Genomic DNA, 24,671 nt, shown 5'->3' with positions numbered 1-24,671 from the left:
CTTTCATTTTTGGCCGGTTGATGCCTGCCAAATTCAAGCAACAAGAAACGCCCGGCGGCAACGTATCGGGTTCAAACGAAAGAGTTTCAACATGTCAACCTTCGTTCAGAAGCCTGCAGAGGTGGAGAAGAAGTGGATCCTCATCGACGCCGAAGGCCTCGTTGTTGGTCGCGTCGCTTCCATCATCGCCAACATCCTGCGCGGCAAGCATAAGGCCACCTTCACCCCTCACGTTGATGATGGCGACAACGTCATCGTTATCAACGCCGAGAAGGCTGTCCTCACCGGCAAAAAGTACACCGACAAGAAGTATTACTGGCACACCGGTTACCCGGGCGGCATCAAGGAACGTACTGCACGTCAGATCATCGAAGGCCGCTTCCCGGAGCGCGTTCTCGAGAAGGCTGTCGAGCGCATGGTTCCGCGTGGTCCGCTGGGCCGTCGCCAGATGAAGAACCTGCGCGTATACGCCGGCACCAACCATCCGCATGAAGCACAGCAGCCGACCGTCCTCGACGTCGCCAAGCTGAACAGCAAGAACGTAAGGAGCGCCTAATCGTGGCTGATCTCTCTTCTCTGAAAGACCTTGGCACGACTGCGGAAGCTCAGGCTCCGGCTCGCGTCAAGAAGGTCGACGCCCAGGGCCGCTCCTACGCGACCGGCAAGCGCAAGAACGCCGTTGCCCGCGTCTGGGTCAAGCCGGGCTCCGGCAAGATCACGATCAACGGCCGCGAATTCGCGACCTACTTCGCCCGTCCGGTCCTGCAGATGATCCTGCGCCAGCCGATCGTCGCTGCTGCCCGTGATGGCCAGTTCGACATCGACGCCACGGTTGCCGGCGGCGGTCTCTCCGGCCAGGCCGGTGCCGTTCGTCACGGTATCTCGAAGGCTCTCACCTACTTCGAACCGGGCCTGCGCTCGGTCCTGAAGAAGGGTGGCTTCCTGACCCGCGACTCGCGCGTCGTCGAGCGTAAGAAGTACGGTAAGGCCAAGGCCCGCCGTTCGTTCCAGTTCTCGAAGCGTTAATCGTTTCAGGAATTTCGATTTGGAAAAGGCGGGCTTTGTCCCGCCTTTTTCTTTTGGTGCATCACAACGGCAATTCCGTCGAGAATTTTAGCTCGCGCAACACGAAGCTCGACACGACCGTGCGCACATGCGGATTGCGCATCAGATAGCGCGTCATGAAGGCCTCATAGCTTTCGACATCACTGGCCCTGATCTTCAGCATGTAATCGAACGCGCCTGAGAGCGCATAGCATTCCATGATCTCAGGCCGCTCCAGCACCACCGAGGCAAATGAGGCCACAGCCTCCTCATGATGATCCTCCAGCGTCACATGGGCGATGACGCACAGTTTGAGATCGAGCTTGCCGGGGTCCAAAAGCGTCACACGCTTGCGGATCACTCCATCCGCTTCGAGTTCCTGGATCTTCCGCCAGGCCGAACTCTGAGACATGCCGGCTTTATCCGCGAGTTCGCTGAGAGAAAGACTGCCATCCGCCTGCAAGAGCTGCAGCAGCTTGCGTTGAAAATTCCCGGTTTCTTTCATTTTATCCGCCAGATCTGGAAAATCCTCTCAGGATTATGATCCCTGCAGTGATGAAAGGAAGAAAATTCCGACAAACCGGGAGCATAATTACCGAACCGATATGCGCGCGGAGGAAGGCATGACCAAGGAAAGCAGCTACACGGCAAAACTACCCGACCCGAATGGAATCTACCCCTACACCGCGGAGGAGGATGCAATCTGGGGCGAACTCTACCGGCGTCAGATCGCGTTGCTCGCCACCATGGCCTGTCGCGAATATCTGGATGGCGTCGAGTCCCTTGGGCTTAATGCCAACAAGGTGCCGCAGCTGCTCGATGTCGATCGCCGCTTGCACGAGACCACCGGCTTCGGCGTCGAAGGCGTGCCCGCGCTCATCCCTCCCTCACGCTTCTATGAACTGCTGAGCCAAGGCAAGTTTCCGCTCGCCACCTTCCTGCGGCGGCGCGAACATATCGACTATATCGAAGAGCCGGACCTCTTCCATGAGGTGTTCGGCCACTGCCCGCTGCTGACCAACCAGTCTTACGCCAACTTCGTCCGCCACTTCGGCGAAACCGCCGTCCGCCTTGGCAAGGGCTATTCCTGGCACCTCTTCCGCATCTTCTGGTTCACGGTGGAGTTCGGCCTGATCAACACGCCTGAGGGCCAGCGCTGCTTCGGCGCCGGGATCGTCTCCTCGCCCAGTGAGGCGAAGGCTGCGATGGCCGGTACGGAATGTGAGTTCCGCCCCTTCGACCTGCTCAGCGTGCTCAGAACCCCCTATCGCATCGATATCGTGCAGCCGATCTACTATGTCATCGACAGCTTCGCCGATCTCGAGGCGATCGTCGAACAGGACATCGAAGGTCTGATACTCAAGGCAAAATCACTCGGAGACTTTGCTCCCGCATTCGAGGCAAAGGCCTCCTGACGCCTCGATTATCCATTCGTCTCAGCCGGCGGGGTCTTGCCTTCCGTCTGCCGATTGTCCAACGTCTGCCGACACAACAGACGAGACAGGTCATGGCCAACAAGACGATAGATCACGCGATCACCGCAACCTCGCTGAAAAGCGCTGCGACCGACCCGACACATGCGGGCGTGCTTTCCTTCATGCGGCGGAAATATACCAAGAACCTGAAGGGCGTTGATGCCGTCGTCTGGGGCATCCCCTTCGATGCCGCGACCTCGAACCGCCCGGGCGCACGCTTCGGACCACAAGCGATCCGCCGGGCGTCTGCGATCTTCGACAACGATCCGCAATATCCGTTCGAGCGCGACCTGTTCGCCCATATGGCAACGATCGATTATGGCGACTGCCTGCTCGACTACGGCAATCACGGCAAGACTCCGGCGACGATCGAGCGCGAAGCGGCGAAAATCCTGAAAAGCGGCGCCTTCCTGTTCACGCTCGGCGGTGATCACTTCGTCACCCTGCCCCTGCTGCGCGCCCATGCGGCGATCCATGGTCCGCTGGCGCTTGTCCAGTTCGACGCGCATCAGGACACCTGGGCGGATGAAAAAGGCCGGATCGACCACGGCTCCTTCGTTGGCCGCGCCGCGCGCGAAGGCCTCATCGATACCGCCGCTTCCATCCAAGTCGGCATTCGCACCCATGCGCCAGAGGATTGCGGCATCCGTATCCTCTATGGCTATGATGTCGAGGACATGAGCGCGGCCGAGATCGCCGACACCATCCTCCACCATGTCGGCGATCGGCCCGCCTATGTCACGTTCGATATCGACTGCCTCGACCCCGCCTATGCACCCGGAACGGGAACACCGGTGGCCGGTGGCCCCTCGAGTGCCAAGATCCTCTCCGTCCTGCGCAAGCTGGGCGCCTTGAGGATCAAGGGTGCGGATGTCGTCGAGGTCGCCCCTGCCTACGACCATGCCGACATCACGGCCATCGCCGGTGCAACGGTTGCCATGTACATGCTGGGTCTGCACGCAGAGGAACTGGCGGAACGTGAACCGGCGGGCGGCCAGTAAGCTGGACGTTCAGTAAAGATGGAGCAGGCCAGCGTCGGATCTCTGCTTCAGATGCGCATCCACCTTCTCGCGGTCGTGGCACTCGTGGTAGCGCCCACTGCAGGCGTCGCGCAGTTCGGCCAGTGAGCGGAACATCGGCGAGGTCGGCAATCCTGCGGCCTCGATCACGCTCGCGGACAGAAAGCCCACGTCCATCGGCAGGGAGAGCGGCTTCATGTCGATTGTCCGGCCATAGCCATGCACGGAGAAATATGTCCGGTAGGCTGGAGAATGGAGGTCGGCGAAGATGTTGCGACCATCCTTTTGTGCCGGCAGATAAAGTTTCGTCGCGGTCGCCTGATGGTCACCGTATTCGACCACGACGGATCCCGCCCCACCGGGCGTCGTCTGCCGTTCCTTGAGAAAGGCCTGGAAATCCAGTTTTGCCACGGCCATCCGGCGCAAATATTCATTGGCCTCGGCATCCTCGGCATACCGCGGCTGTTCCGGCAATTCCTCGGCACTCACCAGAGAGCGATCGTAGGGGCCATGCGGAAACATCGTCTGCAGCGCCACGAACAGGGGGCGTGGATCGGTACTGCGGTGTTCGCGGATCAACTTCTCCGCCACGTCGAAATAGAACTTGTCGCGGACAAAGTGATCCTTCGGTGCCATGTCGCGATAATCAACGACCTCCTCGAAGCCGAGCGATGTCAGGAACGCACCTTCATTCACAAAGGAGAAATCCATCGGCATGATGGCGACCGTGCGATAGCCGCAGCGCGCCAGGAGTTGCGGAAAGCTCGCCTCAACACGGCGTTCCATCATCTGCGTGACATAAGGGCTCTGCCAGCCGAAATCGGAGCCGGAAAGGCCGGTCATGACGGAGAAATTGGTGACCCAGGTTCCCCCGCCGAATGTCTCGACATACATCGGATGCACCTTGCCGTCGTCCGACTGATAGGCTTTTGACATCGCCTCCGGAACGGTTACCTGCGGGAAGTTCGCCGGATCGGTATGGCTTTCCGACAGCACGAAGAACACGTCGGGACGGGATGCCGCGTCGCCACAGGAAACCTCGTTGGTCATGCGTCCCACCGTCGGGGCTGCCTCGACCACATCGACGAGCGTGATCTTGCCGAACGGCAAATGCAGATCCCCGAGCGAAACGAAGAAGGAGGACGCGTTATAGCCCGAAATATAATGCGTGTAGTTCGGCTCGCCTGGCTTGTTTGGATACAAGGCGACCGCGGCCGATGTGGCTCCCGCGACCAGACCGGTTTTCAGCCACCATGGCGTCGAGCGGGCGCGGTCCCCTTTGAAGAGCACCCCAAAGAACAGGCCGACCGCGCCGAGCGCCGCCAGCGCGGCAACCAGCAGATAGGAATAGGAGCCGGCCAGGAACCGGATGGCCGATGCATCAAGCCCTGTGAACGCAAGGTCGAACACATGCAGCGAAAAGCCCTTCAACTGAAATTTCGCCTCGGACATGGCGGCTATGAGGAGGACGATCGTCGCGGCTGCGTATGCGGAAAAGACGGGGCGCCGGGACACAACAAAAAGAAGCGTGGCGATTGCCGCCATGATCATGACAAGGAACGGCACGAAGGCCCAGCGCGTATCGAAATGATGCAGGATATGAAGCGTCGCGCAGAAAAGCAGAAATGCGAGAACCGGATGCGCCAGCAAAGTCACCCCTCTCTTCAAAATCCCTCTCATCGCACCATCTCCAATCATGAAACTTTCATGACAAAATCCCACCCGCCCCCCTCGAATACAAGGCGCGGGGCCGGAAACCTTAAAGTGCCGTTAACGCACATGGTTAAGATTCGGTGACGGAGGCATGCGGCCGCCCCGCGGTCATTGCGATGACTGCAGTCAAAGTATATATGCTCTGGGCATCCACCCGCGCCTCGGCGTGTGTCAGCAAAATGCAGTTGAGATATTGAATCAGGGTGATCGGAAACAGAGTCCGGAAATCGCCCCAAGTCATTGAAAAAGCGGAATAGGCCCATGAAACCGAAGATCTTCATCGATGGCGAACACGGTACGACGGGGCTGCAGATTCGCACCCGCATGGCCGGACGCTCGGACGTGGAATTGCTCTCCATTCCGGAAGCGGAACGCCGCAACGCCTCGATCCGTGAAGATCTGCTCAACAGCGCCGATATCGCTATCCTGTGCCTGCCCGACGACGCCTCAAAGCAAGCGGTCGGCATGCTGGAGGGCAACAACAAGGTGCGCATCATCGACACCTCGACGGCGTACCGCATCGCGCCGGACTGGGCCTATGGTTTTGCCGAAATGGACACTGCACAGGCCGGCAAGATCCGCGACGCGCGTCTGGTCGCCAATCCCGGCTGCTATCCGACTGGCGCCATCGGTTTGATCCGGCCTTTGCGTCAGGCAGGCATCCTGCCGGAAGGCTATCCGGTGACGGTCAATGCGGTCTCCGGCTATACCGGCGGCGGCAAGCAGATGATCGCGCAGATGGAAGACCCGCAGAGTCCGGATGCGATCAGTTCCCCGCATTTCCTCTACGGCCTGACGCTCAAGCACAAGCACGTACCGGAAATGCAGATCCACGGCCTGCTCGATCGCGCACCGATCTTCTCGCCCTCGGTTGGCCGCTTCCCGCAGGGCATGATCGTCCAGGTGCCGCTGTTCCTCGACCAGTTGAACGGTGGTGCGACGCTGGAAAGCATCCATGCTGCCCTCGCTGCGCATTACGCCGGACAGTCGATCGTGACCGTCGTGCCCCTCGACGAGAGCACCAAGGCTCCGCGCGTCGATGCTGTCGAACTGGCGGGCAAGGACACGATGAAGCTCTTCGTCTTCGGATCGGCCGGCGGCGAACAGGTCAATCTCGTCGCCCTGCTCGACAATCTCGGCAAGGGCGCCTCCGGCGCCGCCGTCCAGAACATGGATCTGATGCTATCGGCATGATGGATCAGACATTACCGGGCCTGTCGGCCGAGTTACGGCATGTCTGGTCGATCGAAACGGCGGAACTGATCGCCGACACCCGCTCCAGCCATGTTTACCGGGTGACGCGTCATGGCCTTGCCGGCGCCATAGTAAAAGTGCTGAAGCCGGAAGGCATGGAGGAACTGCCGGGTATCGCCCTCCTGCGCTGGCGAAATGGCTCCGGCGCGACACGGTTGCTCGACCAGCACGGACACGCCTGCCTTCTGGAAGACGCCGGTACGATCACGCTCGAAGACCACCGCACGCGCGCCGGAGACCGGGCCTGCGCACCTGTCTTCTGCGAAGTGATCTCGCAACTGCATCTCTCTAGCAAACAGCCGCCACCATCCGAACTGATCTCGCTGGAGCGTCGCTTCAAATCCCTGTTCGAGCGCACGAATCAGGAGAGCAGCGGCTCAATGCTCAGTGGCCTCCTCCACTGGTCATCGGCGCTTGCCACACAGCTTCTCGCCACACAGGCTTCCGTGCGTCCACTGCATGGTGATTTACATCATGGAAACATCGTCTCAGGTGGTCCGCGCGGCTGGCTGGCGATTGATCCGCATGGTGTGATCGGCGACCCCGCCTATGAGGTGGCCAATGTCTTCGGTAATCCGCTCGGCGCACGCGCGGATATTCTCGATCCCGAACGCATCGCCTTCTTCGCTGACTTCTTTGCCGATTTGCTTGCCTGCCCACAGCGCAAGATCGCCGAATATGCGGCTGCCCACACCGCCCTTTCCATGTGCTGGTACATGGAGGACGAGACATCCGAAAGCGACCGCTTCTTCGCCGGGGAAGCCCGCGATCTGCTCGGCCTTCTCAAAACGATGCTTGAAGACGGACGCTTCGACGCCTGATCAGCTGGGTTCGACAATCTCGGTTTCGCGCGGATATTCGCCGACGAAGGCGCGCCAGTGCGCAACGGCAAAGCCCAGCACGACCAGTGCACCGCCCTGATGCGCCACGCCCCAGCCGACCGGCACCTGCAGGATCAGCGTCGTGATGCCGATCAATGCCTGGATCGTCACAAGCACGAACAGCACGACGGAGCGACGCGCATGGGTCGTATCCGGCGCCGCCCGCAGCGAGGCGATCATATGCATCAGCACGAAGGCAAAGATCACATAGGCCCCGATGCGGTGGACGAACTGCACCGTCTTCGGATTCTCGAACAGATTGATCCAGAAGGGCTGCTGGATGAACAGATCGCCCGGCACGATGGAGCCGTCCATCAGCGGCCAGGTGTTGTAGCTCAGGCCGGCATCGAGACCGGCGACCAATGCCCCGAGGTAGATCTGGAACAAAGCCATGCAGGCAATGATCGCCGCCATTTTTCGCGAGCGCGCGGTCGGCGCCGCATCATGCGCGTGCGGGGCCAGACCCCGCCCGATCCAGATACAGGACATGAAGATCAGACAGGCAATGACGAGATGCGTCGCTAGACGATACTGACTGACCTCGGTGCGCTCCGTGAGACCGGACGAAACCATCCACCAGCCGATGAAGCCCTGGAAGCCACCCAGCGCGAGAATGCCGATCAGGGGAAGCTTCAGCTTCGGCTCGATCTGGCCACGGATCCAGAACCAGGCGAGCGGCAGCGCGAAGATCAGGCCGATGGAACGGGCGAGCAGACGGTGCGCCCATTCCCACCAGAAGATTGCCTTGAAACCCTCGACCGTCATGCCCTGGTTGAGCTGCTCATATTGCGGGATCTGCTTGTAAAGCTCGAATTCTTCCTGCCATTCCGCGTCGTTCAGCGGCGGAATGACGCCGTGGATCGGCTTCCACTGGGTGATCGAGAGGCCGGATTCGGTGAGCCGCGTCGCACCGCCCACAAGCACGAGTGCGAAGAGCGCCAGCACGACAAGACCAAGCCAGATCCTGACATGGGTTCGATTGCGGCTGACCGTGTCGATCCCGCCCTGCAACTGCTTCTCCCGCGTCAAATCCATACTCGCCATCATGGCCTCCGTCGTCTTCAAAAGCGCGCGCCACACCGTCAAAGGCAATTTGCCTCAAGGTGGGGGCGTCAAAATCGTTGATTTGCACGAGAGTGCCATGCAAAACAAGGCTTACCCCTTTGCGGCATGCCGTCGCGGCCAAGCGCCAGCAAGACGAAAACCACTAACCGGAAAGACCGTAATGCCCGTACGCCTCAGAAAACTCATTGGCACCGTCCTGATCGTCATCCTCGTGATTATCTATGCCCTGGTCGCCACCACCTTCGCATCTTTGTTGCTGGGTGCCTCGCCGTGGTGGGTGCATCTTCTCTATTTCTTCTTCACCGGCCTCCTGTGGGTTCTTCCCGCCATGCTCATCATCAAGTGGATGGAAAAGCCTGCCAAGCCGCGCTGAGCCAAGGGAACACACATGAAAATCGCAGTGATCGCCGATATCCACGGCAACGACCTCGCGCTTGAAGCCGTTCTCTCCGACATCGACGCGCAGGGGATCGACGATGTGGTCAACCTCGGCGATCATCTAAGCGGGCCCCTGAATGCCGCCCGGACCGCGGACCTGCTCATGGCCCGGAATTTCCCATCGATCCGGGGCAATCACGATCGCTGGCTCATCAGTCGCCAACCTGCGGAGATGGGTCAATGGGACCGCGCCGCCCACAGCGAATTGCAACCCCATCACCTCGAATGGCTGCGCACGCTGCCGCCAACCCTCGTCCATCACGGAGAACTCTTTCTCTGCCATGGCACGCCGGCGGATGACCTGATCTACTGGCTGGAAGACCTGACGCCGGAAGGCGTCCTGCACATGTCGTCACGCGTGCGCATCGAAGGTTTTGCAGAGGGACTGAACTATCCCGTCACCCTTTGCGGCCACACCCATATTCCCCGCGCCGTCCGGCTGTCCGATGGTCGGTTGATTGTCAATCCCGGCAGCGTCGGGTGCCCCGGCTATGACGATGATGCGCCCGTATTCCACAAGGTCGAAACCGGTTCGCCGGATGCATCCTATGCCATCCTGTCGAAGGCCGGCGACCTATGGGACGTGACCTTCCGACGCCTCCCCTACGACCATATGGCAATGTCCCGCCTAGCCCGCGTCCGCGGCGACCGGGAATGGGCGAATGCGCTTGCCAGCGGATGGGTTACCGACTGACGCCCGACTTTATCCTTTCGGTAACCGAATTTGCCGAAATCGGCCGGAAGCCCCCGCGAGCGTGTCCAATTTAAATGAAAGTAAGGGCATGTTCGGGATAGATGCGATTGTCAGCATAATCCGGAAATCCAGGCGAACATGACGGACGTGGACTTCAACATGATGCCCGTGAACGAGGCTCGCCGCCGCGTCTGGCATGCGCGTCGCGACAAGGCGCAGGACATCGTCGTCACCCATGACCTCAAGCTGTCCGTCCATGTCAGCATGGAAGCCCTCGAAGCCGACTGGCGTATGCTGGAAAACTCCAGTGCCACCTCGCTGCATCAGGGCTTCGATTGGTGCAAGGCCTGGGCCGCGACCCATGACAATCAGGTGCTTCTCGTCCGCGGCAGCATCGACCAGCGGACCGTCTTCATCCTGCCGCTGGAACTGGTGCGTGGCCGGTTCTTCCGCACCGCTCGGTTCCTTGGCTCGCCGCACAGCAATATGAACACCGGCATTTTTGCCGCCGATTTCGATCCGATCGCCTGCAAGAAGCTCGCCGCAACGCTGATCGCCGACCTTTCGGCCAAGCTGTCGCGCGTCGCCGATATCGTCACCCTGGAAAAGATGCCGTTCGACTGGCGCGGCATCCGCCATCCGCTGGCATCCCTTCCCGCTGTTCGCAACCAGAACTCATCGTTCCAACTTCCGCTTCTCGACAGTTTCGAGGCGACGCTTGCGCAGATCAACGCCAAGCGGCGGCGCAAGAAATTCCGTGTTTCGGAGAAGCGTCTGGAGGCTCTCGGTGGATACGAACACATCGTAGCCACAACCGATGAAGAGCGGCGCCAGCTTCTCGACCTGTTTTTCGAGCAGAAGGCGGTGCGGTTCAAAGCGCTCGGTCTACCGAATGTTTTCCAGGACAGCGAAACGCAAGCCTTCTTCCATGCGCTTGCGGCGCTCGGGCCGGGACATGGCGGCGAACCGCTGCAACTCAACGCCATTCGGTTGAAGGGCGAGCATGAAGGCCGCGTCATCGCCATTGCCGGCCTGTCACGCAAGGGTGACCACGTCATCTGCCAGTTCGGCTCGATCGATGAAGAGATCGCCGCCGACAGCAGCCCGGGTGAACTGCTGTTCTATCTGATGATCCAGAAGCTCAATGCGGATGGCGTCAAGTTGTTCGACTTCGGCATCGGTGACCAGGCCTACAAGCGATCCTGGTGCACGATGGAGACCATTCAGCGCGATATCGTGCTGCCGTTGACGCTCCGGGGCCGCTTAGCCGCGGGCACGCATCATGCCGTCGTCCGCGCCAAGGCGGCCATCAAGAAGAACAAGCGGGCCTATGCCTTTCTGCAACGTCTGCGCCAACAACGACAGGCGCCGGGAATGCAACCCTCAACGGAATCGGACGGCGAGTAAAAATGGTCTCGTTCAGGCCGCCCGACGGCCTGAGTCGCCGGATTTCGGATAGCCCGTCCCCGTCATCAGCACGATATTGGTGAACCCCGCCTCGCCGAAACCGGTGATGAGGTCGATGATGGCCTCATTGTCGACGGACGGGGCGGAGATGATGATTTCCGCATCCTGTGACCGGTATACCCTCTTGATCGCCTCGACATCGGCCGGACCGCACTCGACCAGCACCGTGTCATAGGCATTCGTCAGGGCGTCTATGATCATCTGCAGGCGCTCGATGCCACGCATGGCGAGAGCCGCATCGGCGTCGCCCTGCGGGATGATGTGGGCGTCCGACAGACGGTCGGAATGGATGGTTTCCGTAAACGGAACTTCGCCGACGAGCAGGTTGGTGATGCCGGCAAGACCGGCCGATTGCGCCATCAGCCGGGTCGGGTAGGCAGAGCCGGTGAGATCAATCACGGCGATCTTGCGCCCCTGCTCCGCAACCAGCCGCGCCAGCATGACCGTATGCATCGAGCCCTTGTCACCGGCGGGGGATACCGAGATCGCGACGCGGACGTCATCGCCGCACACATGTTCGGCGACGGACTGGATCGAGAAATCGTCGTCGGTGATATCCGCCGGTGCAACCTGCGGCGCAACGGCCACGCGCTCGGTCGCCGGAACCGGTTGTTCCCGCAAGGGCGCCGCTGCGCGCTTTTGCTTTTCCTCTTCCACGACAGTCTCATGCTCCACGCCGACCGGACGCAAGGCGCGACCGCTGAACAACTCAGAAAGCATGATCACGACACAGCTGACAAGGAAGCTCGCAAAGGCTGCAACGATTGTGATCGGCACGACCTTTGGAAATTGTGCCTCGGTGGGCTCGACGGCCCGCGAAATAACGCGCGCATCCGCCGGGGCCGCATCCGCGCCGCTGCGCGACGTCGCCTCACGGTAGCGGGCCAGATAGGTTTCCAGCAATTGACGTTGTGCAACCGCTTCGCGCTCGAGGGCGCGCAGACCGACTTCATCTTCGCCGGCCTTTGCCGAACTTGCCTTCAGCGTGTTCAGTTGACCGATCAATTGCTTCTCGCGCAGTTGCGCGACATTGGCTTCATTTTCCAGGCTGCCGAGAATCTTCTTCGTTTCGCTGACGATCTGGGTGCGGATACCCTGCAACTGTGCCTTCAATGCCTTCAGCCGCGGATGGCCGTCGAGCAATGTCGTCGACAGGTCTGCGACCTGCGCCTGGACATTCGATTCCGTTTCCTTCAACCGCTGGATCATCGGCGATGCAACGACGTCATTCAAGGTATCGACAGCCCTTCCGTTCGCCAGCGCGGTGCGCACGCCTTCGGCACGCGCGTCGGCATTGGCGCGCTCGCCACGTACGCGGGCGAGTTCGGTCGAAATGTCATTCAACTGCTTCGTCGCGAAGGTGCCGCCAGTTTCGCCGGTCAGCAGCAGATCGGAGGATGCGCGATAATCGGCGACCTTTGCCTCGGCATCGCGCACCTTTTCGCGCAGATTGGCGATCTCGGGCTCCAGCCAGCGACTTGCTTCCGAGTTGGAATCGAGCTTGGCGCCGCTTTGGAGCGACTGGAAAACCTTGGCCATCTCGTTGGGGATGGCGGCCGCCAGCTTCGGGTCCTTGGAGGTGAACTGGATGGCAATGACGCGGGACTTTTCGACCTGATAGACCTGCAGCTTCTCCTCGAACTCCTTGAGGACCCGCTCTTCCGGTGGCAGGTCCAGTGGGTTCTTCTTGATGCCCAGCATGACGAGAACATCGGAAATGGCCGACGGGTTCGCGGTCGGATCGAACTCGGGCAATTCGTACAGCTTCATTTCACGGGCAACCTGCTTGATCAGATCGACCGAGCGGAGAACCTGTACCTGGCTGGAAATGCCGGATTCATCGAAAGGACTGTCCGTGGTCTGCGGTGTCGATTGATTGGCGCCACTGTAGGCGGGCTGGCGCGATTCGATGAGGAGCCGCGTTTCCGATTGGTATTGCGGGGACATCAGGTTGGCACCGGTGAAAGCAAGGCCGGCAAAGACGACGGTCGCCATCAGCACCCTGCCCCGCCGACGCCAGATGGCGCGGAAAAGCCCGCCGAGATCGATATCTACATCCTGATGACCGCCGCTGACGCCAGACATGCGCTTACTCCGAACCTGCACAATTCGCGCCACCGTAAACAAACATGGTAACGCAAGGGTTAATGCGGACAGTTGCCGAAACCTAAAGCTTCAGGGAAAAATCGCGCCGAACGCGTCCGACAGGTGAAAATCGGTTCTGCCCTTTACCGCCTATTAACCCTAACAGATTGATAACATCAGACCATGAACTTGGTTTCCGGAGCGTGAGAGCCCAATGACGTCCGCACGATTGAAAGCAGGCCTTGCCCTGGCAACCCTGTGCCTCGCCCTGTCGGGGTGCACCAGTTATCAGCCGGCACCGAAGGCATTCAGCGAAGCGACGATCCAGCCCTACCGTATCGACAGCGGCGACCGGCTGCGGATCAACGTCTTCGAACAGGCGGGCCTCAGCGGCAGCTATACGGTGGACCAGGCCGGCTATGTCGCCTTCCCTCTGATCGGCGCCGTACCGTCGCGAGGCCATACGCTGCCCGAGATGGAAACGATGATCGCCAGCAAGTTGCGCCAGGGCTATCTGCGTGACCCCGATGTGACGATCGAAGTCGATCGCTATCGCTCGGTCTTCATCATGGGTGAAGTCGGCCAGGCCGGACAGTATTCCTATGTACCGGGCATGACTGTGCAGAACGCCATTGCCGTTGCCGGCGGCTATTCACCGCGCGCCAATCAGGCAAATGTCGATGTCACGCGCAAGATCAACGGGCGCACCATCACCGGGCGCGTTTCGATTTCCGATCCGATCATGGCAGGTGACACGATTTACGTCCGCGAACGACTGTTCTGACAGTCATGCCGGATCCCCGCCCGTTGCGCATTATTCATTGCTTCCGGTCGCCCGTTGGCGGGATTTTCCGCCATGTGCGCGACCTGGCGGAAGCGCAGGCGAAGGTGGGGCACCAGGTCGGCATCCTCTGTGACAGCACGACCGGTGGAGACTACGAAGACAAGCTTTTCGACGAGATCAGGCCGTTTCTGTCGCTGGGTCTCGTCCGCCTCCCGATCCGCCGTTCCATCGGCATCGCGGATGCGGCGGCACTGTACAGGAGCTACAAGGAAATCAGAAGTTTGCGGCCGGATATCCTGCATGGACACGGCGCCAAGGGAGGCGTCCTGTCCCGGATCATCGGCTCAGCCTTGCGGGTGAACAGGTATTGCGTTGCCCGCATCTATTCGCCGCATGGCGGCAGCCTGCACTATGACAGGAAGACCTTCTCAGGAAAGATGGTCTTCGTGCTGGAGCGTTTTCAGGAAATCTTCACCGACGCGATCGTCTTCGTCTGCGACTTCGAGCGCGACACTTATATCGCCAAGGTGGGTAAGCCGCGCACCCGTAGCGAGCGCATCTACAACGGCATCAATGACCGCGACTTCGAAATGGTCCATGCGAGGCCGGACGCCGTCGATTTTCTCTATATCGGCATGTTGCGCGATTTGAAGGGACCGGACCTCTTCATCGACGCCTTTGCCAAGACCGAGCGAATCGTCGGCCGGCCCTTGTCGGCCATGATGATCGGTGACGGACCACAGAAGGCCGAGTACGAACAGATGATGCTGGAGCGCGGTCTCGGACGCCGCATCGAGATGCTGCCGGCGATGAAGGCGCGCGACGCCTTCTCCTTCACGCGCAATGTCGTTGTTCCCTCGCGTGCCGAATCGATGCCCTATATCGTGCTGGAAGCGCTCGCTGGACGCAAACCGGTCATTGCTTCCCGGGTCGGCGGGATTCCCGAAGTGCTGGGCGCAGAAAACCCCGCGCTGGTACCCCCCGACGATGCCGCTGCACTTGCCACGGCCATGACAAATGCGCTCACCGATCCGAACTGGGCCGCCCGCGTCATGCCCGAAGCCGCAGGGTTCAAAGCCAAATTCTCGACATCGACGATGGCAGACGGCATTACCCGGCTCTATCACGACATTGTACCGGAATCGGCCCGCCCGTAGGAAATGGTGCGTGCCGCTCGTAAGCGTTTCTTAGTGCCTTTCTGTTATCCCGAAGGGACTCAAACGGCCGGGCGGATATCATGAACCAGATCGACAAACCGGAAACTTTCGACACCGAAGCGCTCAGGAAGAAAATTTCCGAGATTCGGACCATCGCGCCAGGCGAAAAGGCGGACACAGGGTCGACCCGCGAACTCAATCCGTTGGCCCGCACCATCGCGTCCCAGTTCCGTACCGACACCTATTCACCGGCCATGATTATCGGCCTGATGCGGCTCATGGAATTCGCCGCGCTGTTTGCCATCGGCTATGCCATCCACATGATCTACGTCCAGCCGAAACTTGAGGACTGGCTGGGTTATTGTGCCCTGATCGCCGGCGGTTCGGTCCTGACGGTGGCGTTTCTGCAATTGTGCGATGGTTACCAGGTTCCGACCCTGCGTTCGGCCGCGCGCGCCCTGCCCCGGCTGATTGGCTGCTGGACACTTGCCTTCGCCTCCATGGCGCTCGTCCTGTTCCTGATGAAGGTCGGCGGCACGTTCTCGCGCTTCTCCTTCACGCTCTGGTATGTCCTCGGCGCCGCCTTCCTGATCGCCGAACGCGCCTTCATCGCCTTTTCGATCCGCCGCTGGGCACGCAACGGCACCATGGAGCGTCGCGCCGTCATCGTCGGCGGTGGCCAGCCCGCCAAGGACCTGATCCGTTCGCTCGAACAGCAGACCGACAACGACATCCGCATCTGCGGCATTTTCGACGATCGTGACGAGCGGCGTTCGCCAGGCATCATCGCCGGATATCCGAAGCTCGGCACGGTCGCCGAACTCGTTGACTTCGCGCGCCTGACCCGGATCGACATGCTGATCATCGCCCTGCCGTTGTCGGCGGAGAAGCGCATTCTCCAACTCTTGAAGAAGCTCTGGATCCTGCCGGCCGATATCCGCCTGGCTGCCCACGCCAACAATCTGCGGTTCCGGCCGCGCAGCTATTCGCATGTTGGCCAGGTACCGATGCTCGACATCTTCGACAAGCCGATCGCCGACTGGGATTCGGTTGCCAAGCGCATCTTCGATATCTTCTTCAGCATCGTCGCGCTTGTGATGCTGTGGCCCGTGTTCATCGGCGCGGCGATTGCCGTCAAGGTCACCTCGCCCGGCCCGATCATCTTCAAGCAGAAGCGCCATGGCTTCAACAACGAGCAGATCGACGTCTACAAGTTCCGCTCCATGTACACCAACATGAGCGACCCGACGGCGCGTAACGCGGTCACCAAAGGCGATCCACGCGTCACCCCGGTCGGCCGTTTCCTGCGCAAGTCGTCGATCGACGAACTGCCGCAGATCTTCAACGTGCTCCGCGGACAACTCTCACTCGTCGGCCCCCGTCCGCACGCAGTCCTCGCACAGACCGCCGATCGCACCTATTCGGATGTCGTCGAAGGCTATTTCGCCCGCCACCGTGTCAAGCCCGGTGTTACCGGTTGGGCGCAGATCAACGGCTGGCGCGGCGAGATCGACAATGACGAAAAGATCAAGTTCCGGACCGCCTTCGACCTCTACTACATCGAAAACTGGTCGCTCTGGCTGGACTTGAAAATCCTCTTCCTGACACCGATCCGGCTGCTCAATACGGAGAATGCCTATTGAGTGCTGTCGAGGCCACGCCGGCGGCGGTTTTCCGGCCGCAGCTTGCCGCCTTGGCCATCCTCGGCTCGGCGATGGTGACGTTTGGCGTTTTCCTGTCGGGCTTCGTCATCTCCGAACCGGCGCCCTATGAGGTCTTCATCGCCGGCCTGATCGGGATCTGGTTCATTTTCGGCCTGAAAATCTCCCGCGCAGTGGCACCGCTTCTGGCCCTCCTCATCCTCTTCATGACCGGCGGCATCCTGTCCTTGACCGTCATGCATGACCTGGGAACAGGCCCTATGTACATGGCGGTATCGGGCTTTCTCGCCATGTCGTCCGTTTTCTATGCCGCGATTATCGAAGCCCGGCAGGATCGGTTGACGCTGATCTTCAATGCATGGGTCTGGGCCGGCGTCATCACCTCGCTGCTCGGCATTCTCGGCTATTTCGGCGCCATCCCCGGCGGCGAGGCCTTCACGCTCTACGACCGAGCCAAAGGCGCGTTCCAGGACCCCAACGTGTTCGGACCGTTCCTCGTCGCGCCGTCGCTCTACCTGATGTACCGCCTCCTGACCGAGCGCATCACAACCGCACCGATCAAGGCAGTCGCGATCCTGATCATGGCACTGGGACTGTTCCTGTCCTTCTCGCGCGCGGCATGGGCACTCTACCTGTTCTGCGCCTGCGCGCTCGTGCTCGTGATGCTGCTGAAGGAGCGGACCGGGGCCTTCCGGCTGAAAATCCTGGTGATCGCGCTAAGTGGAGCAATCGCCATGGTCGTCGCCCTCGTCATCGCCCTTCAGATCCCCCAGGTCTCCGACCTGTTTTCCAACCGTACACAGCTTGTCCAGGAATATGACGGCGGCCATCTCGGACGTTTCGATCGACACAAGATCGGTTTCCTGATGTCGATGGAAAAACCACTCGGCATCGGGCCGATGGTGTTCAGCCAGATCTTTCCCGAGGACGAGCACAATATCTGGCTGAAAAGCCTGACCTCCTACGGCTGGCTCGGCTTCGTGTCCTATGTCACGCTGATCATCTGGACGATTACGATGGGCTTCCGCTTCCTGCTGCTGGACCGGCCGTGGCAACCCTATCTGATGATCTCCTGGATCGTGCTGATCGGCCATACCGCCATCGGCAATGTCATCGATACCGACCACTGGCGGCATTTCTTCCTTCTGCTCGGCATCGTCTGGGGCTGTGGCGCCCTGGAATATCGCCACAGGCGCTCGATCCGCATCAGCGGATCACACGGCTTGCCACCCTCGCCAACGGCGCGTTAACGTCCGCACGCTAGAAGTGAGCGCGGATCGACTTTCGAGCGAAGCGGCGGATTTTTCCATATGAGCATCACTCCCTTGACCCTTGGCGAGAATGGCGGCCTGCGCATCCTGCAGGTGCTCGAACCAAGCGGCGGTGGTTCCGGCCGGCACTTTCTCGATCTCTGCCGCGGGCTGAAGCAGCGGGGACATCACGTCGAGGCGGTCTATTCACCGGTCAGGGCCGAGGATGGCTTTATCCGCGAACTGAAATCGCTCGATCTGTCTGCCGTTCATTCCATCGCCATGAAGCGTGCGCCGGGGCCGTCCGACATTGCGGCGTTCAGGGCGCTGCGGCAGATCATCAAGGGTAGCCAGCCATTCGACATCGTCCATGGACACAGTTCCAAGGCAGGCGCGCTCTCCCGCCCTTACCTGCCCGGCCGCCATGTCCCACGCGTTTACACGCCCCATGCGTTCCGCACGATGGACCCGACGCTCGGCAAGGGCGGACGCCTTGTCTATGGCCTCATCGAGGTCATCCTTGCGCGCCTGTTTACTGACTACCTGATCTGTGTCTCCGAGGACGAGCATGCTCATGCCCTGTCGCTTGGCATGCCCGAGACGCGGCTGTCCGTCATCGTCAATGGCGTCTCGCCGCCCCCGCTCGACATGGCCAGCACCGTGCGCGCGAGTTTCGGCATTTCGCCGGATACCTTCGTCTTCGGCTTCATCGGCCGCCTGTCGCACCAGAAGGCGCCGGAACGTTTGATCGAAGCCTTCCGCAATGCCGCCTCCCGCCTGCCCGACACGCAGATGATCATGGTCGGTTCGGGTGAACTAGAGCCGGAGGTGCGGAAGGCAATTGCCGAAAGCGGTCTGCAGAATCGCATCCGCCTGACCTCGGCCTTCACCGGCTCGCAGGCCGTGCCTGCGTTCGACATGCTGGTCATGCCCAGCCGCTACGAGGCGATGTCCTACGTGATGCTGGAAGCGGCGGCGGCCGGAAAGCCGATGATCTCAACCGATGTCGGCGGTGCATCGACCGTCATTGACCAAGATGGAAACGGCCTGATCGTCGCCAATGATGGCGACAGTGCAAAATTGGCGAATGCGATGGTGGAAAGCGCTGATCCGGACAGATACCGCGCCATGCGCGCGGCGGCCCAGGAAAAGATGGCAAGTTTCTCGGTGGAGACGATGATCGAAAAGACCGAAGCCGTCTATTACCGGCTGGCGAAGAGGATCTGACGCTTCCACTGCCGCGTGGAAAGAGCCCCGGCAGTTCGTCGATTAGGCATTCTGTTTCGTCTCACCCCTGCTGCGTGCACCAGCCCCGCTTGCCTTCGGACTTCGGAAACGCCAGCCCCTCCGAAACCAGCACCGCGCCGGCGGATTGACCGTTGGCGACCATCACACGGGCTCCAGCGCCGTCTCCACCAGCCAGATGAACGTCACCGGCATTGAGGATTTCCCAGAGCCGCCGTTTTGCCAGCGAGCCCACCTTGCGCTCGTTGTCGCACTTGGCCTGCTTGATGCGCGGCGCGAGGATATCGGCGATCTCGACTTTTTTCCGGCCGTACCAGAATGTGCCACCATCGACGACGCAGTTTTCGAAGGTCTCGGTGCAGAAGACGAAGCTTCCGGACCTGCGCGGCGTCTGATCCAAGGCCGCCTGTTCGACCGGCCGGCTGTCGGGCATCGGCAGCGCAAGCGCCGGCACCGGATGATCGACATCGGCTTCAATCACCTTTCGAACAGACTTTTCCGCGTTTCTTTCAACACGATGTTCAGCGGCCTTCTCGCGCTTTTCTGCGGGATGAACCTTCGCGATCGATGCGGTGTAGAACGGTGTCGCCATCGGCATGATCTCGGCGCGGTTGTCATACGCGACCACAGCACCGACCGACAGGACGCCAGCCAGATACCATTGCCACATGCCGTCCTTGGCCTGCTTGGCACTTGCACGCCGCTTGCGGGGTTTCCTGGCTGTCGTTTTCGCCATCGTCTCGGTCCTCGATTTTGCCAGCGCATTATCGGGCCAAGGAATTGCCGAAAACTTTAAATATCCCGAAAATCCAACTTTTGGCCCACTGGATTTTTCACCGGAATTATCGCCTTTTCTGAAAACAGGGCTTGCGCGCCAAGTCCTGTTTATATACGGCTTTCGTCGGTTCGGAGTGTAGCGCAGCCCGGTAGCGCACTTGACTGGGGGTCAAGGGGTCGTGGGTTCGTTATACGGGGTCATGGCTTGTGTTCACAGCTCGAACAAAAACGTCGTACGGAGTGTAGCGCAGCCCGGTAGCGCACTTGACTGGGGGTCAAGGGGTCGTGGGTTCGAATCCCGCCACTCCGACGTTTTTCTCTGTGATATCAATCACTTAGGGTTCGCCCGATATAATGCCCGTCTTGCTTGCCGGAGCCAACGGTTGTTTTGTCGTTAGTGTCTGCGGCTCTCATCTGAACACTTGAACACTTCCTTTTCTAACGAAGCAAAGAGTATGCGAGCTTGCTCGCATTCCGCCTTCTTCGACTTCAAGCCGGCACAAGCATGATTTCCGCTAGTGCAGGGACGGCTTGAACTCGAACGAAAAGAGAAGTCGGGCGTTCGCGCCCGCCCGTTTCTCTCTTCGGCTTTAGCCTCCTCAGCGCGAAAAAAGTTCATCGTTTGTTCTGTCATTTTTTCGGCCGCGGTTGAAAATCACCGCTCGTTTCCCGGCCTTCTTTATCTGGCGGAATGGCGTCGCGGCTAAAGGCTGCAGTGCCCCCCATTCCACTCATCAGACGATTCAAAACACAGGTTGAATTTGCGGCTGAATGGTCCGCTAGCATTTCGAACCGAAGTTCGCTGTTAAACGGTGATATCCAACCTTGAACAATATTCAGGCGAAATCACTGACTGTGGAACTTAGTCTGGAAGTCGGAGCGGACGCATGCTGCGTGCTGATCGAAGGAGCATCGCCTAGGCCTGTTCAAAACCATATCTTACGGCTCAGCAGCTTGGGATACCGCATCGCGCTGCGTTTTGAGTTTTAGCGGGCGTTCATTTCGTTGCTTTAATCCGCTTCGATGGGGGGATAACCCCAAGCTCGTTCAGCTTGTTCGGATCACTCTTCGTGTTTGCGTTGAACACACCCCAGCCCTTGCCCCCTGCGGGAGGAACGAATTCGATCCCTTGGAGCTCATAGAAACCTTGCAGACTATTCGCGTAGTGAACGACGACGTTGTCCCCACGCTCCAAACGCTGAATGGTTTTTCGAGAAATCCCAAACAAAGCCTCGACGTCGTCTTGGCTGAGACCGAGGAACTCCCTGGCAATTTTCAAAATTTTCGGTGGTGCAGGCCGCATAAGGATTCCTAGCCACGATCTCCGCGAGGATCAAAACCTTTCGGCAAAATAGTTGACGCCAGAAATCCAATGACGATATGTAGGCGCCAGTGGCGCCAACAAGGCGCCTTTGATTCTTATCGAATCCTTTGGCAGCGCTTTTAATCTCACAGGAACTCCGAATCATGCCCACCAGCATCACCGACGAAATCAGGCGTTTGAAGAAGTTGGTCGTCGCCCTCGAGCGGCTTGAAGCCGGCAGTATTTTCTCGCCGGCACTGATGGCGGTGCCTTTCCTGGACCAGTGGGTTCAGTCGTCGCGAAAAGTCCCTTGTCTGGAAGGTGTCGTCGAAGGACATCCGGCGCTGCCCGATGGGCACCTCGTCGTTACCAGTGAGGTCTATGCGCACTTTATCGTCGAGGACGAGCACTTCGTCCGAACGTTGAACCGTTGGTACCGTCTCGGTATCCCAAGACAGGAGAAGAGGTCATGAAACATCGAATGACCTCAGCAGCTTTCAAGGAGGTGAAGAAGCGGCCTGGCGTCATGCTCGCGTATTGCCTACTGCGACGAGCATTGAAACCGACTCGGCAATTCCGAGGAAACGCTGCCGGCCTCATGATTGTCATTGTTAACAAGCGTTGGTTTCCCCGTTTCGAACGTGCCGCCGAGCTCCTTTTCTCCGGACAAGCACGCGCGTTCTTCAACGCCGAAACATCGATGCATCGTGTGGTTTCCAAGCAGTTCGGCTCGAAAAAGACGGTTGGTCTCGACCTTCTCACGTACAATGCCCAGACGATCGTTCTCACCGATAATATCGAGGCACTGTCTCCGTCTGTCCGGATCGCGGCCGACGCCACTGTGACCGTTGAGAGGCCGGCTACTCGACATATCAACGCCGTCCGGAAACTGGCACGACGCCCCTGCCTCGATGCCACGACTGCGGAAGCTGTGGCCGGCGAAGACTGGGATATGATCGAGGCGCTCGTCTGCAGATACTCACTTGATGACGTAGACTTCGAAAACCTTCAGGCGGCGAAGGATTCAGACACTCTTGAAGGACCGCGTCTCAGTGAGCTGCCGGGTTTTGGGCCAGCTCGGGAATGGGTGGCCAATCTTGTGACTGACCTGTCGTCATGGAGAGACAAGACGCTTGCGTGGTCGGCGTTGGACAGGGCCGCCCTTCTGGCCGGCCCCCCTGGGGTCGGAAAGAGCATGTTCGCGAAATCGCTTGCGGCGGAGCTCGGCGTCACGCTGATCGCGACCTCTGCCGGACGGTGGCAATCGGCGGGAGAGGGATACCTCGGGGACATGCTCCGTGCAATGCGTGAATCCTTTGATGAAGCGCGGTCAAAATCACCCGCGTTGTTATTCATCGATGAGCTCGACTCCATTGGAAACCGCGAGAACAGGCGCAGCCAACACGCCTACTACGAGACCCAGGTCGTCAACCAGTTTCTCGAACTCACCAGCGCAGCGGCCGACTGGCCGGGTGTGATCTTGCTTGCTGCCACCAATCGACCGAGGGATTTAGAACCGGCAATCCTTCGGTCGGGACGTTTCGAACAGCACATCGAATTTGGGCTTCCAACACCGGAAGAGCGAGCTGCAATCCTTGCCTACCACCTGGGTTCGATACCACCTGACATGCTGGCACCGCTGACTGAGCATCTCGATGGTCTCACACCCGCCGATCTCGAACGTTTGGCGCGTGCAGCCAAGAGGGTCGCGCGCGGGAACGGACGCAGTGTCGAAATCACCGACGTCGAAGCGAGCATGCCGCCATTGATCAAACTCGACGAAATCTCGCTCCTGCGGGTCGCGACGCATGAATGCGGTCACGCACTCGTGGCCATCGCGTCGAGGTTCGTCGATATCGTGACCGTCAATCTCAAGGACACGATCATCGAAGGTAGCTTGCAATCCGCCGGCAGCATGACATGCGAATTCACGGACCATGTTCTGCCGACGGAACAGATCCTCCGGGCAAGAATCCGCATTGCTCTGGCGGGAATGGCGGCTGAAGACGTCGTTCACCAGGACCGCTCTATAGGGGGAGCGGGAATCCTCGATTGCGACCTGGACGAGGCAACCCGGACCGCAACACAGATGGTGGTCAGTTTTGGGATGGGGGACAGTCCCCGTTTCGAGGCCGACTACCGACGCGTAAACGAATCCTACCGCCCTCCTGCGCATTTTCGCTCCGAGGTCGATCGAATCCTGCGGGAGGAATGGCACAGGGCAAAGCACGACCTCAACAAGCATAAGGACAAGCTGATGGAGCTGGCAGCCAAGCTGGTGTCCGAACGGCAGTTAAAAATGCGCAACTAGCTGTCGCGAGAATTGAGACCTACGACGAGCTCGGCAAACGTCTCTACGCCGTCGCCGCGGTGAAAGGCTGCCGGTGCTCCCAGCCGCGAACACCTCGCAATTATCGATTTCGAATCCTGGCAGGCTGATTAGTGGAACAAGATTGAGATCGCGCATCGTCGGAACAGCTCTGATGTGACTACAAGGATTCAACGCCGCTACAACCGATGAGTGGAGAAGGCTGAGATGGACAAGATTGCCGAACTGGCGGACCGATACCCGCACCTGACATTCGGGAACCTACGATTCGGCATCGAGTGCGGAGACGGCTGGGCCGACATCGTTGATGCCTTCCTCGCCACTGCCGAAAAGGTGAGTGCAGCCGGCGGCGGAACGCTTCATCTGCTTCAGATCAAGGAAAAAATGGGAGGTCTGAGGATCTACTACAGAATGGCGGAACCCCCTCAAAGGACCTGGATGGGGATCGATGAAGCCTATTACCTGGCTGAGGCGAGATCATTCCACGTTTGCGAGCATTGTGGTCGCCGCGGTCTCCTGACGTACAATGGCCTGCTGTATGCAACGCGCTGCGCTGAACATGCCGCCGAGCTCGAATCCGAGCCGGTGTCTCCAGGGCCTGCCATTACGATCATCGTGGACAATGCCGTTGTTGCCTACGATCCCGGCGCTGATCGCTTCATGTTGACGAGAGTTGACTGACTAGCCACTGGATTTTTATTTGTCGAAATAATCAAATTTAAGGTCTCAGTCAGTTGCGCTGGGACTTTTTCGTTAAGTTGGAAGAGCCAACACTTTTGGGGCCGGGAGTTGACTGACGGCTTAAAAGTCTGAGTCTGGACAAAGCAGACATTGATCAACACCGACGGTTCAGTCACGCAAGGCCCAGAGCTGACGCGCGGGATCTGCTAAGCGCCCGCGATACAGCTTCGCTAGCCCGCCGTCCGCCCTTTGAGCGACACATGAGAGCGGACTCTCACCTGTGCCTTTCCTGCCGCACGCTACCAAATCCTCTGCTTGCCAATGTACCACGGCTGATATGACCCCTCCG

The 24,671-nt window shown here is 59.7% G+C and carries 23 protein-coding genes and 1 tRNA gene; 18 read left to right on the top strand and 6 right to left on the bottom strand.

Annotation, left to right across the window (positions count from 1 at the left end; genetic code table 11):
• Positions 1-91 precede the first annotated feature (91 nt).
• Together rplM and rpsI are read left to right on the top strand one after the other, a co-directional pair.
• The gene (rplM, locus tag ASG68_RS10485) at positions 92-556 is read left to right on the top strand and encodes a 50S ribosomal protein L13 (protein WP_062576359.1); all 465 of its coding nucleotides are present in this window, start codon (positions 92-94) and stop codon (positions 554-556) included.
• Positions 557-558: 2 nt separating this feature from the next.
• Positions 559-1,026, top strand: coding sequence for a 30S ribosomal protein S9 (gene rpsI, locus ASG68_RS10480; RefSeq protein ID WP_062576358.1), 468 nt, complete (start codon positions 559-561; stop codon positions 1,024-1,026).
• Between the two features lie 61 nt (positions 1,027-1,087).
• Here rpsI and ASG68_RS10475 read toward each other — a convergent pair whose 3' ends face one another.
• The gene (locus ASG68_RS10475; protein WP_062576357.1) at positions 1,088-1,549 is read right to left on the bottom strand and encodes an Lrp/AsnC family transcriptional regulator; all 462 of its coding nucleotides are present in this window, start codon (positions 1,547-1,549) and stop codon (positions 1,088-1,090) included.
• Between the two features lie 64 nt (positions 1,550-1,613).
• Here ASG68_RS10475 and ASG68_RS10470 point away from each other — a divergent pair, with 64 nt between their 5' ends.
• Together ASG68_RS10470 and speB are read left to right on the top strand one after the other, a co-directional pair.
• Positions 1,614-2,459, top strand: coding sequence for a phenylalanine 4-monooxygenase (locus tag ASG68_RS10470; RefSeq protein WP_082478457.1), 846 nt, complete (start codon positions 1,614-1,616; stop codon positions 2,457-2,459).
• A gap of 92 nt (positions 2,460-2,551) precedes the next feature.
• Positions 2,552-3,520, top strand: a complete 969-nt coding sequence (gene speB, locus ASG68_RS10465) for an agmatinase (protein WP_062576356.1) — start codon at positions 2,552-2,554, stop codon at positions 3,518-3,520.
• A 9-nt stretch (positions 3,521-3,529) separates the two neighbouring features.
• Here the strand turns inward: speB and ASG68_RS10460 are convergent, their stop codons facing one another.
• Positions 3,530-5,218, bottom strand: coding sequence for a sulfatase-like hydrolase/transferase (locus ASG68_RS10460; RefSeq protein ID WP_162243587.1), 1,689 nt, complete (start codon positions 5,216-5,218; stop codon positions 3,530-3,532).
• Between the two features lie 294 nt (positions 5,219-5,512).
• Here ASG68_RS10460 and argC point away from each other — a divergent pair, with 294 nt between their 5' ends.
• Positions 5,513-6,445 carry an N-acetyl-gamma-glutamyl-phosphate reductase gene (gene argC, locus ASG68_RS10455; protein ID WP_062576355.1) on the top strand — a complete coding sequence of 311 codons (933 nt, stop codon included), beginning with the start codon at positions 5,513-5,515 and terminating at the stop codon, positions 6,443-6,445.
• Complete coding sequence (locus ASG68_RS10450) at positions 6,442-7,326, top strand: aminoglycoside phosphotransferase family protein (protein WP_062576354.1); 885 nt, start codon at positions 6,442-6,444, stop codon at positions 7,324-7,326. The genes argC and ASG68_RS10450 overlap by 4 nt, the downstream gene beginning before the upstream one ends.
• Here the strand turns inward: ASG68_RS10450 and ASG68_RS10445 are convergent, their stop codons facing one another.
• Positions 7,327-8,430 carry a COX15/CtaA family protein gene (locus tag ASG68_RS10445; protein ID WP_062576662.1) on the bottom strand — a complete coding sequence of 368 codons (1,104 nt, stop codon included), beginning with the start codon at positions 8,428-8,430 and terminating at the stop codon, positions 7,327-7,329.
• Between the two features lie 181 nt (positions 8,431-8,611).
• Here ASG68_RS10445 and ASG68_RS10440 point away from each other — a divergent pair, with 181 nt between their 5' ends.
• The 3 genes from ASG68_RS10440 to ASG68_RS10430 all read left to right on the top strand — a co-directional run bounded on the left by ASG68_RS10440 (position 8,612) and on the right by ASG68_RS10430 (position 10,990).
• Positions 8,612-8,824, top strand: a complete 213-nt coding sequence (locus ASG68_RS10440; protein WP_062576353.1) for a DUF2842 domain-containing protein — start codon at positions 8,612-8,614, stop codon at positions 8,822-8,824.
• Positions 8,825-8,839: 15 nt separating this feature from the next.
• A complete protein-coding gene (locus ASG68_RS10435; protein ID WP_062576352.1) occupies positions 8,840-9,583 on the top strand; it encodes a metallophosphoesterase family protein in 744 nt (247 codons plus the stop codon).
• 138 nt (positions 9,584-9,721) lie between these two features.
• Positions 9,722-10,990: a GNAT family N-acetyltransferase gene (locus tag ASG68_RS10430; RefSeq protein ID WP_062576351.1), complete on the top strand. Its 1,269-nt coding sequence runs from the start codon at positions 9,722-9,724 to the stop codon at positions 10,988-10,990.
• Positions 10,991-11,002: 12 nt separating this feature from the next.
• Here the strand turns inward: ASG68_RS10430 and ASG68_RS10425 are convergent, their stop codons facing one another.
• The gene (locus tag ASG68_RS10425) at positions 11,003-13,135 is read right to left on the bottom strand and encodes a GumC family protein (RefSeq protein ID WP_062576350.1); all 2,133 of its coding nucleotides are present in this window, start codon (positions 13,133-13,135) and stop codon (positions 11,003-11,005) included.
• Between the two features lie 214 nt (positions 13,136-13,349).
• On the opposite strand from ASG68_RS10425, the gene ASG68_RS10420 reads away from it, so the two are divergent.
• The 5 genes from ASG68_RS10420 (at position 13,350) to ASG68_RS10400 (ending at position 19,214) form a co-directional block, all read left to right on the top strand.
• Positions 13,350-13,919, top strand: a complete 570-nt coding sequence (locus ASG68_RS10420; protein ID WP_062576349.1) for a polysaccharide biosynthesis/export family protein — start codon at positions 13,350-13,352, stop codon at positions 13,917-13,919.
• Between the two features lie 5 nt (positions 13,920-13,924).
• Positions 13,925-15,076, top strand: coding sequence for a glycosyltransferase family 4 protein (locus ASG68_RS10415; protein ID WP_062576348.1), 1,152 nt, complete (start codon positions 13,925-13,927; stop codon positions 15,074-15,076).
• An 80-nt stretch (positions 15,077-15,156) separates the two neighbouring features.
• The gene (locus ASG68_RS10410) at positions 15,157-16,719 is read left to right on the top strand and encodes an undecaprenyl-phosphate glucose phosphotransferase (protein WP_062576347.1); all 1,563 of its coding nucleotides are present in this window, start codon (positions 15,157-15,159) and stop codon (positions 16,717-16,719) included.
• Positions 16,716-17,987, top strand: a complete 1,272-nt coding sequence (locus ASG68_RS10405) for an O-antigen ligase family protein (protein WP_062576346.1) — start codon at positions 16,716-16,718, stop codon at positions 17,985-17,987. Before ASG68_RS10410 ends, ASG68_RS10405 begins: the two co-directional genes overlap by 4 nt.
• A 60-nt stretch (positions 17,988-18,047) precedes the next feature.
• A complete protein-coding gene (locus tag ASG68_RS10400) occupies positions 18,048-19,214 on the top strand; it encodes a glycosyltransferase (protein WP_062576345.1) in 1,167 nt (388 codons plus the stop codon).
• 61 nt (positions 19,215-19,275) lie between these two features.
• Here the strand turns inward: ASG68_RS10400 and ASG68_RS10395 are convergent, their stop codons facing one another.
• Entirely contained in the window at positions 19,276-19,968 is a 693-nt protein-coding gene (locus tag ASG68_RS10395) for a hypothetical protein (protein ID WP_062576344.1), read from the bottom strand.
• Positions 19,969-20,245: 277 nt separating this feature from the next.
• On the opposite strand from ASG68_RS10395, the gene ASG68_RS10390 reads away from it, so the two are divergent.
• Positions 20,246-20,319 (top strand) — tRNA-Pro (locus ASG68_RS10390).
• A 687-nt stretch (positions 20,320-21,006) separates the two neighbouring features.
• Here ASG68_RS10390 and ASG68_RS10385 read toward each other — a convergent pair.
• The gene (locus ASG68_RS10385) at positions 21,007-21,312 is read right to left on the bottom strand and encodes a helix-turn-helix transcriptional regulator (protein ID WP_062609711.1); all 306 of its coding nucleotides are present in this window, start codon (positions 21,310-21,312) and stop codon (positions 21,007-21,009) included.
• A gap of 164 nt (positions 21,313-21,476) precedes the next feature.
• On the opposite strand from ASG68_RS10385, the gene ASG68_RS10380 reads away from it, so the two are divergent.
• The 3 genes from ASG68_RS10380 to ASG68_RS10370 all read left to right on the top strand — a co-directional run bounded on the left by ASG68_RS10380 (position 21,477) and on the right by ASG68_RS10370 (position 24,322).
• Positions 21,477-21,785: a hypothetical protein gene (locus ASG68_RS10380; protein WP_062609709.1), complete on the top strand. Its 309-nt coding sequence runs from the start codon at positions 21,477-21,479 to the stop codon at positions 21,783-21,785.
• Complete coding sequence (locus tag ASG68_RS10375; protein ID WP_062609707.1) at positions 21,782-23,623, top strand: AAA family ATPase; 1,842 nt, start codon at positions 21,782-21,784, stop codon at positions 23,621-23,623. The genes ASG68_RS10380 and ASG68_RS10375 overlap by 4 nt, the downstream gene beginning before the upstream one ends.
• 225 nt (positions 23,624-23,848) lie before the next feature.
• The gene (locus ASG68_RS10370) at positions 23,849-24,322 is read left to right on the top strand and encodes a hypothetical protein (protein WP_062609705.1); all 474 of its coding nucleotides are present in this window, start codon (positions 23,849-23,851) and stop codon (positions 24,320-24,322) included.
• Positions 24,323-24,671: the final 349 nt, after the last annotated feature.

Source organism: Rhizobium sp. Leaf453 (assembly GCF_001425605.1).
Classification (GTDB): Bacteria; Pseudomonadota; Alphaproteobacteria; order Rhizobiales; family Rhizobiaceae; genus Pararhizobium.
The sequence above is the reverse complement of the archived record's forward strand: the minus strand, read 5'-3'. Positions and strand labels throughout refer to the sequence as shown.

Coding starts and splice junctions, on each gene's coding strand:
- ASG68_RS10475 (WP_062576357.1), bottom strand. CDS start 1,549: ATGAAAGAAACCGGGAATTTTCAACGCAAGCTGCTGCAGCTCTTGCAG.
- ASG68_RS10380 (WP_062609709.1), top strand. CDS start 21,477: ATGCCCACCAGCATCACCGACGAAATCAGGCGTTTGAAGAAGTTGGTC.
- ASG68_RS10400 (WP_062576345.1), top strand. CDS start 18,048: ATGAGCATCACTCCCTTGACCCTTGGCGAGAATGGCGGCCTGCGCATC.
- ASG68_RS10445 (WP_062576662.1), bottom strand. CDS start 8,430: ATGGCGAGTATGGATTTGACGCGGGAGAAGCAGTTGCAGGGCGGGATC.
- rplM (WP_062576359.1), top strand. CDS start 92: ATGTCAACCTTCGTTCAGAAGCCTGCAGAGGTGGAGAAGAAGTGGATC.
- ASG68_RS10425 (WP_062576350.1), bottom strand. CDS start 13,135: ATGTCTGGCGTCAGCGGCGGTCATCAGGATGTAGATATCGATCTCGGC.
- ASG68_RS10385 (WP_062609711.1), bottom strand. CDS start 21,312: ATGCGGCCTGCACCACCGAAAATTTTGAAAATTGCCAGGGAGTTCCTC.
- ASG68_RS10450 (WP_062576354.1), top strand. CDS start 6,442: ATGATGGATCAGACATTACCGGGCCTGTCGGCCGAGTTACGGCATGTC.
- argC (WP_062576355.1), top strand. CDS start 5,513: ATGAAACCGAAGATCTTCATCGATGGCGAACACGGTACGACGGGGCTG.
- ASG68_RS10460 (WP_162243587.1), bottom strand. CDS start 5,218: ATGAGAGGGATTTTGAAGAGAGGGGTGACTTTGCTGGCGCATCCGGTT.
- ASG68_RS10415 (WP_062576348.1), top strand. CDS start 13,925: ATGCCGGATCCCCGCCCGTTGCGCATTATTCATTGCTTCCGGTCGCCC.
- ASG68_RS10410 (WP_062576347.1), top strand. CDS start 15,157: ATGAACCAGATCGACAAACCGGAAACTTTCGACACCGAAGCGCTCAGG.
- ASG68_RS10440 (WP_062576353.1), top strand. CDS start 8,612: ATGCCCGTACGCCTCAGAAAACTCATTGGCACCGTCCTGATCGTCATC.
- speB (WP_062576356.1), top strand. CDS start 2,552: ATGGCCAACAAGACGATAGATCACGCGATCACCGCAACCTCGCTGAAA.
- ASG68_RS10430 (WP_062576351.1), top strand. CDS start 9,722: ATGACGGACGTGGACTTCAACATGATGCCCGTGAACGAGGCTCGCCGC.
- ASG68_RS10395 (WP_062576344.1), bottom strand. CDS start 19,968: ATGGCGAAAACGACAGCCAGGAAACCCCGCAAGCGGCGTGCAAGTGCC.
- ASG68_RS10375 (WP_062609707.1), top strand. CDS start 21,782: ATGAAACATCGAATGACCTCAGCAGCTTTCAAGGAGGTGAAGAAGCGG.
- ASG68_RS10435 (WP_062576352.1), top strand. CDS start 8,840: ATGAAAATCGCAGTGATCGCCGATATCCACGGCAACGACCTCGCGCTT.
- ASG68_RS10370 (WP_062609705.1), top strand. CDS start 23,849: ATGGACAAGATTGCCGAACTGGCGGACCGATACCCGCACCTGACATTC.
- ASG68_RS10420 (WP_062576349.1), top strand. CDS start 13,350: ATGACGTCCGCACGATTGAAAGCAGGCCTTGCCCTGGCAACCCTGTGC.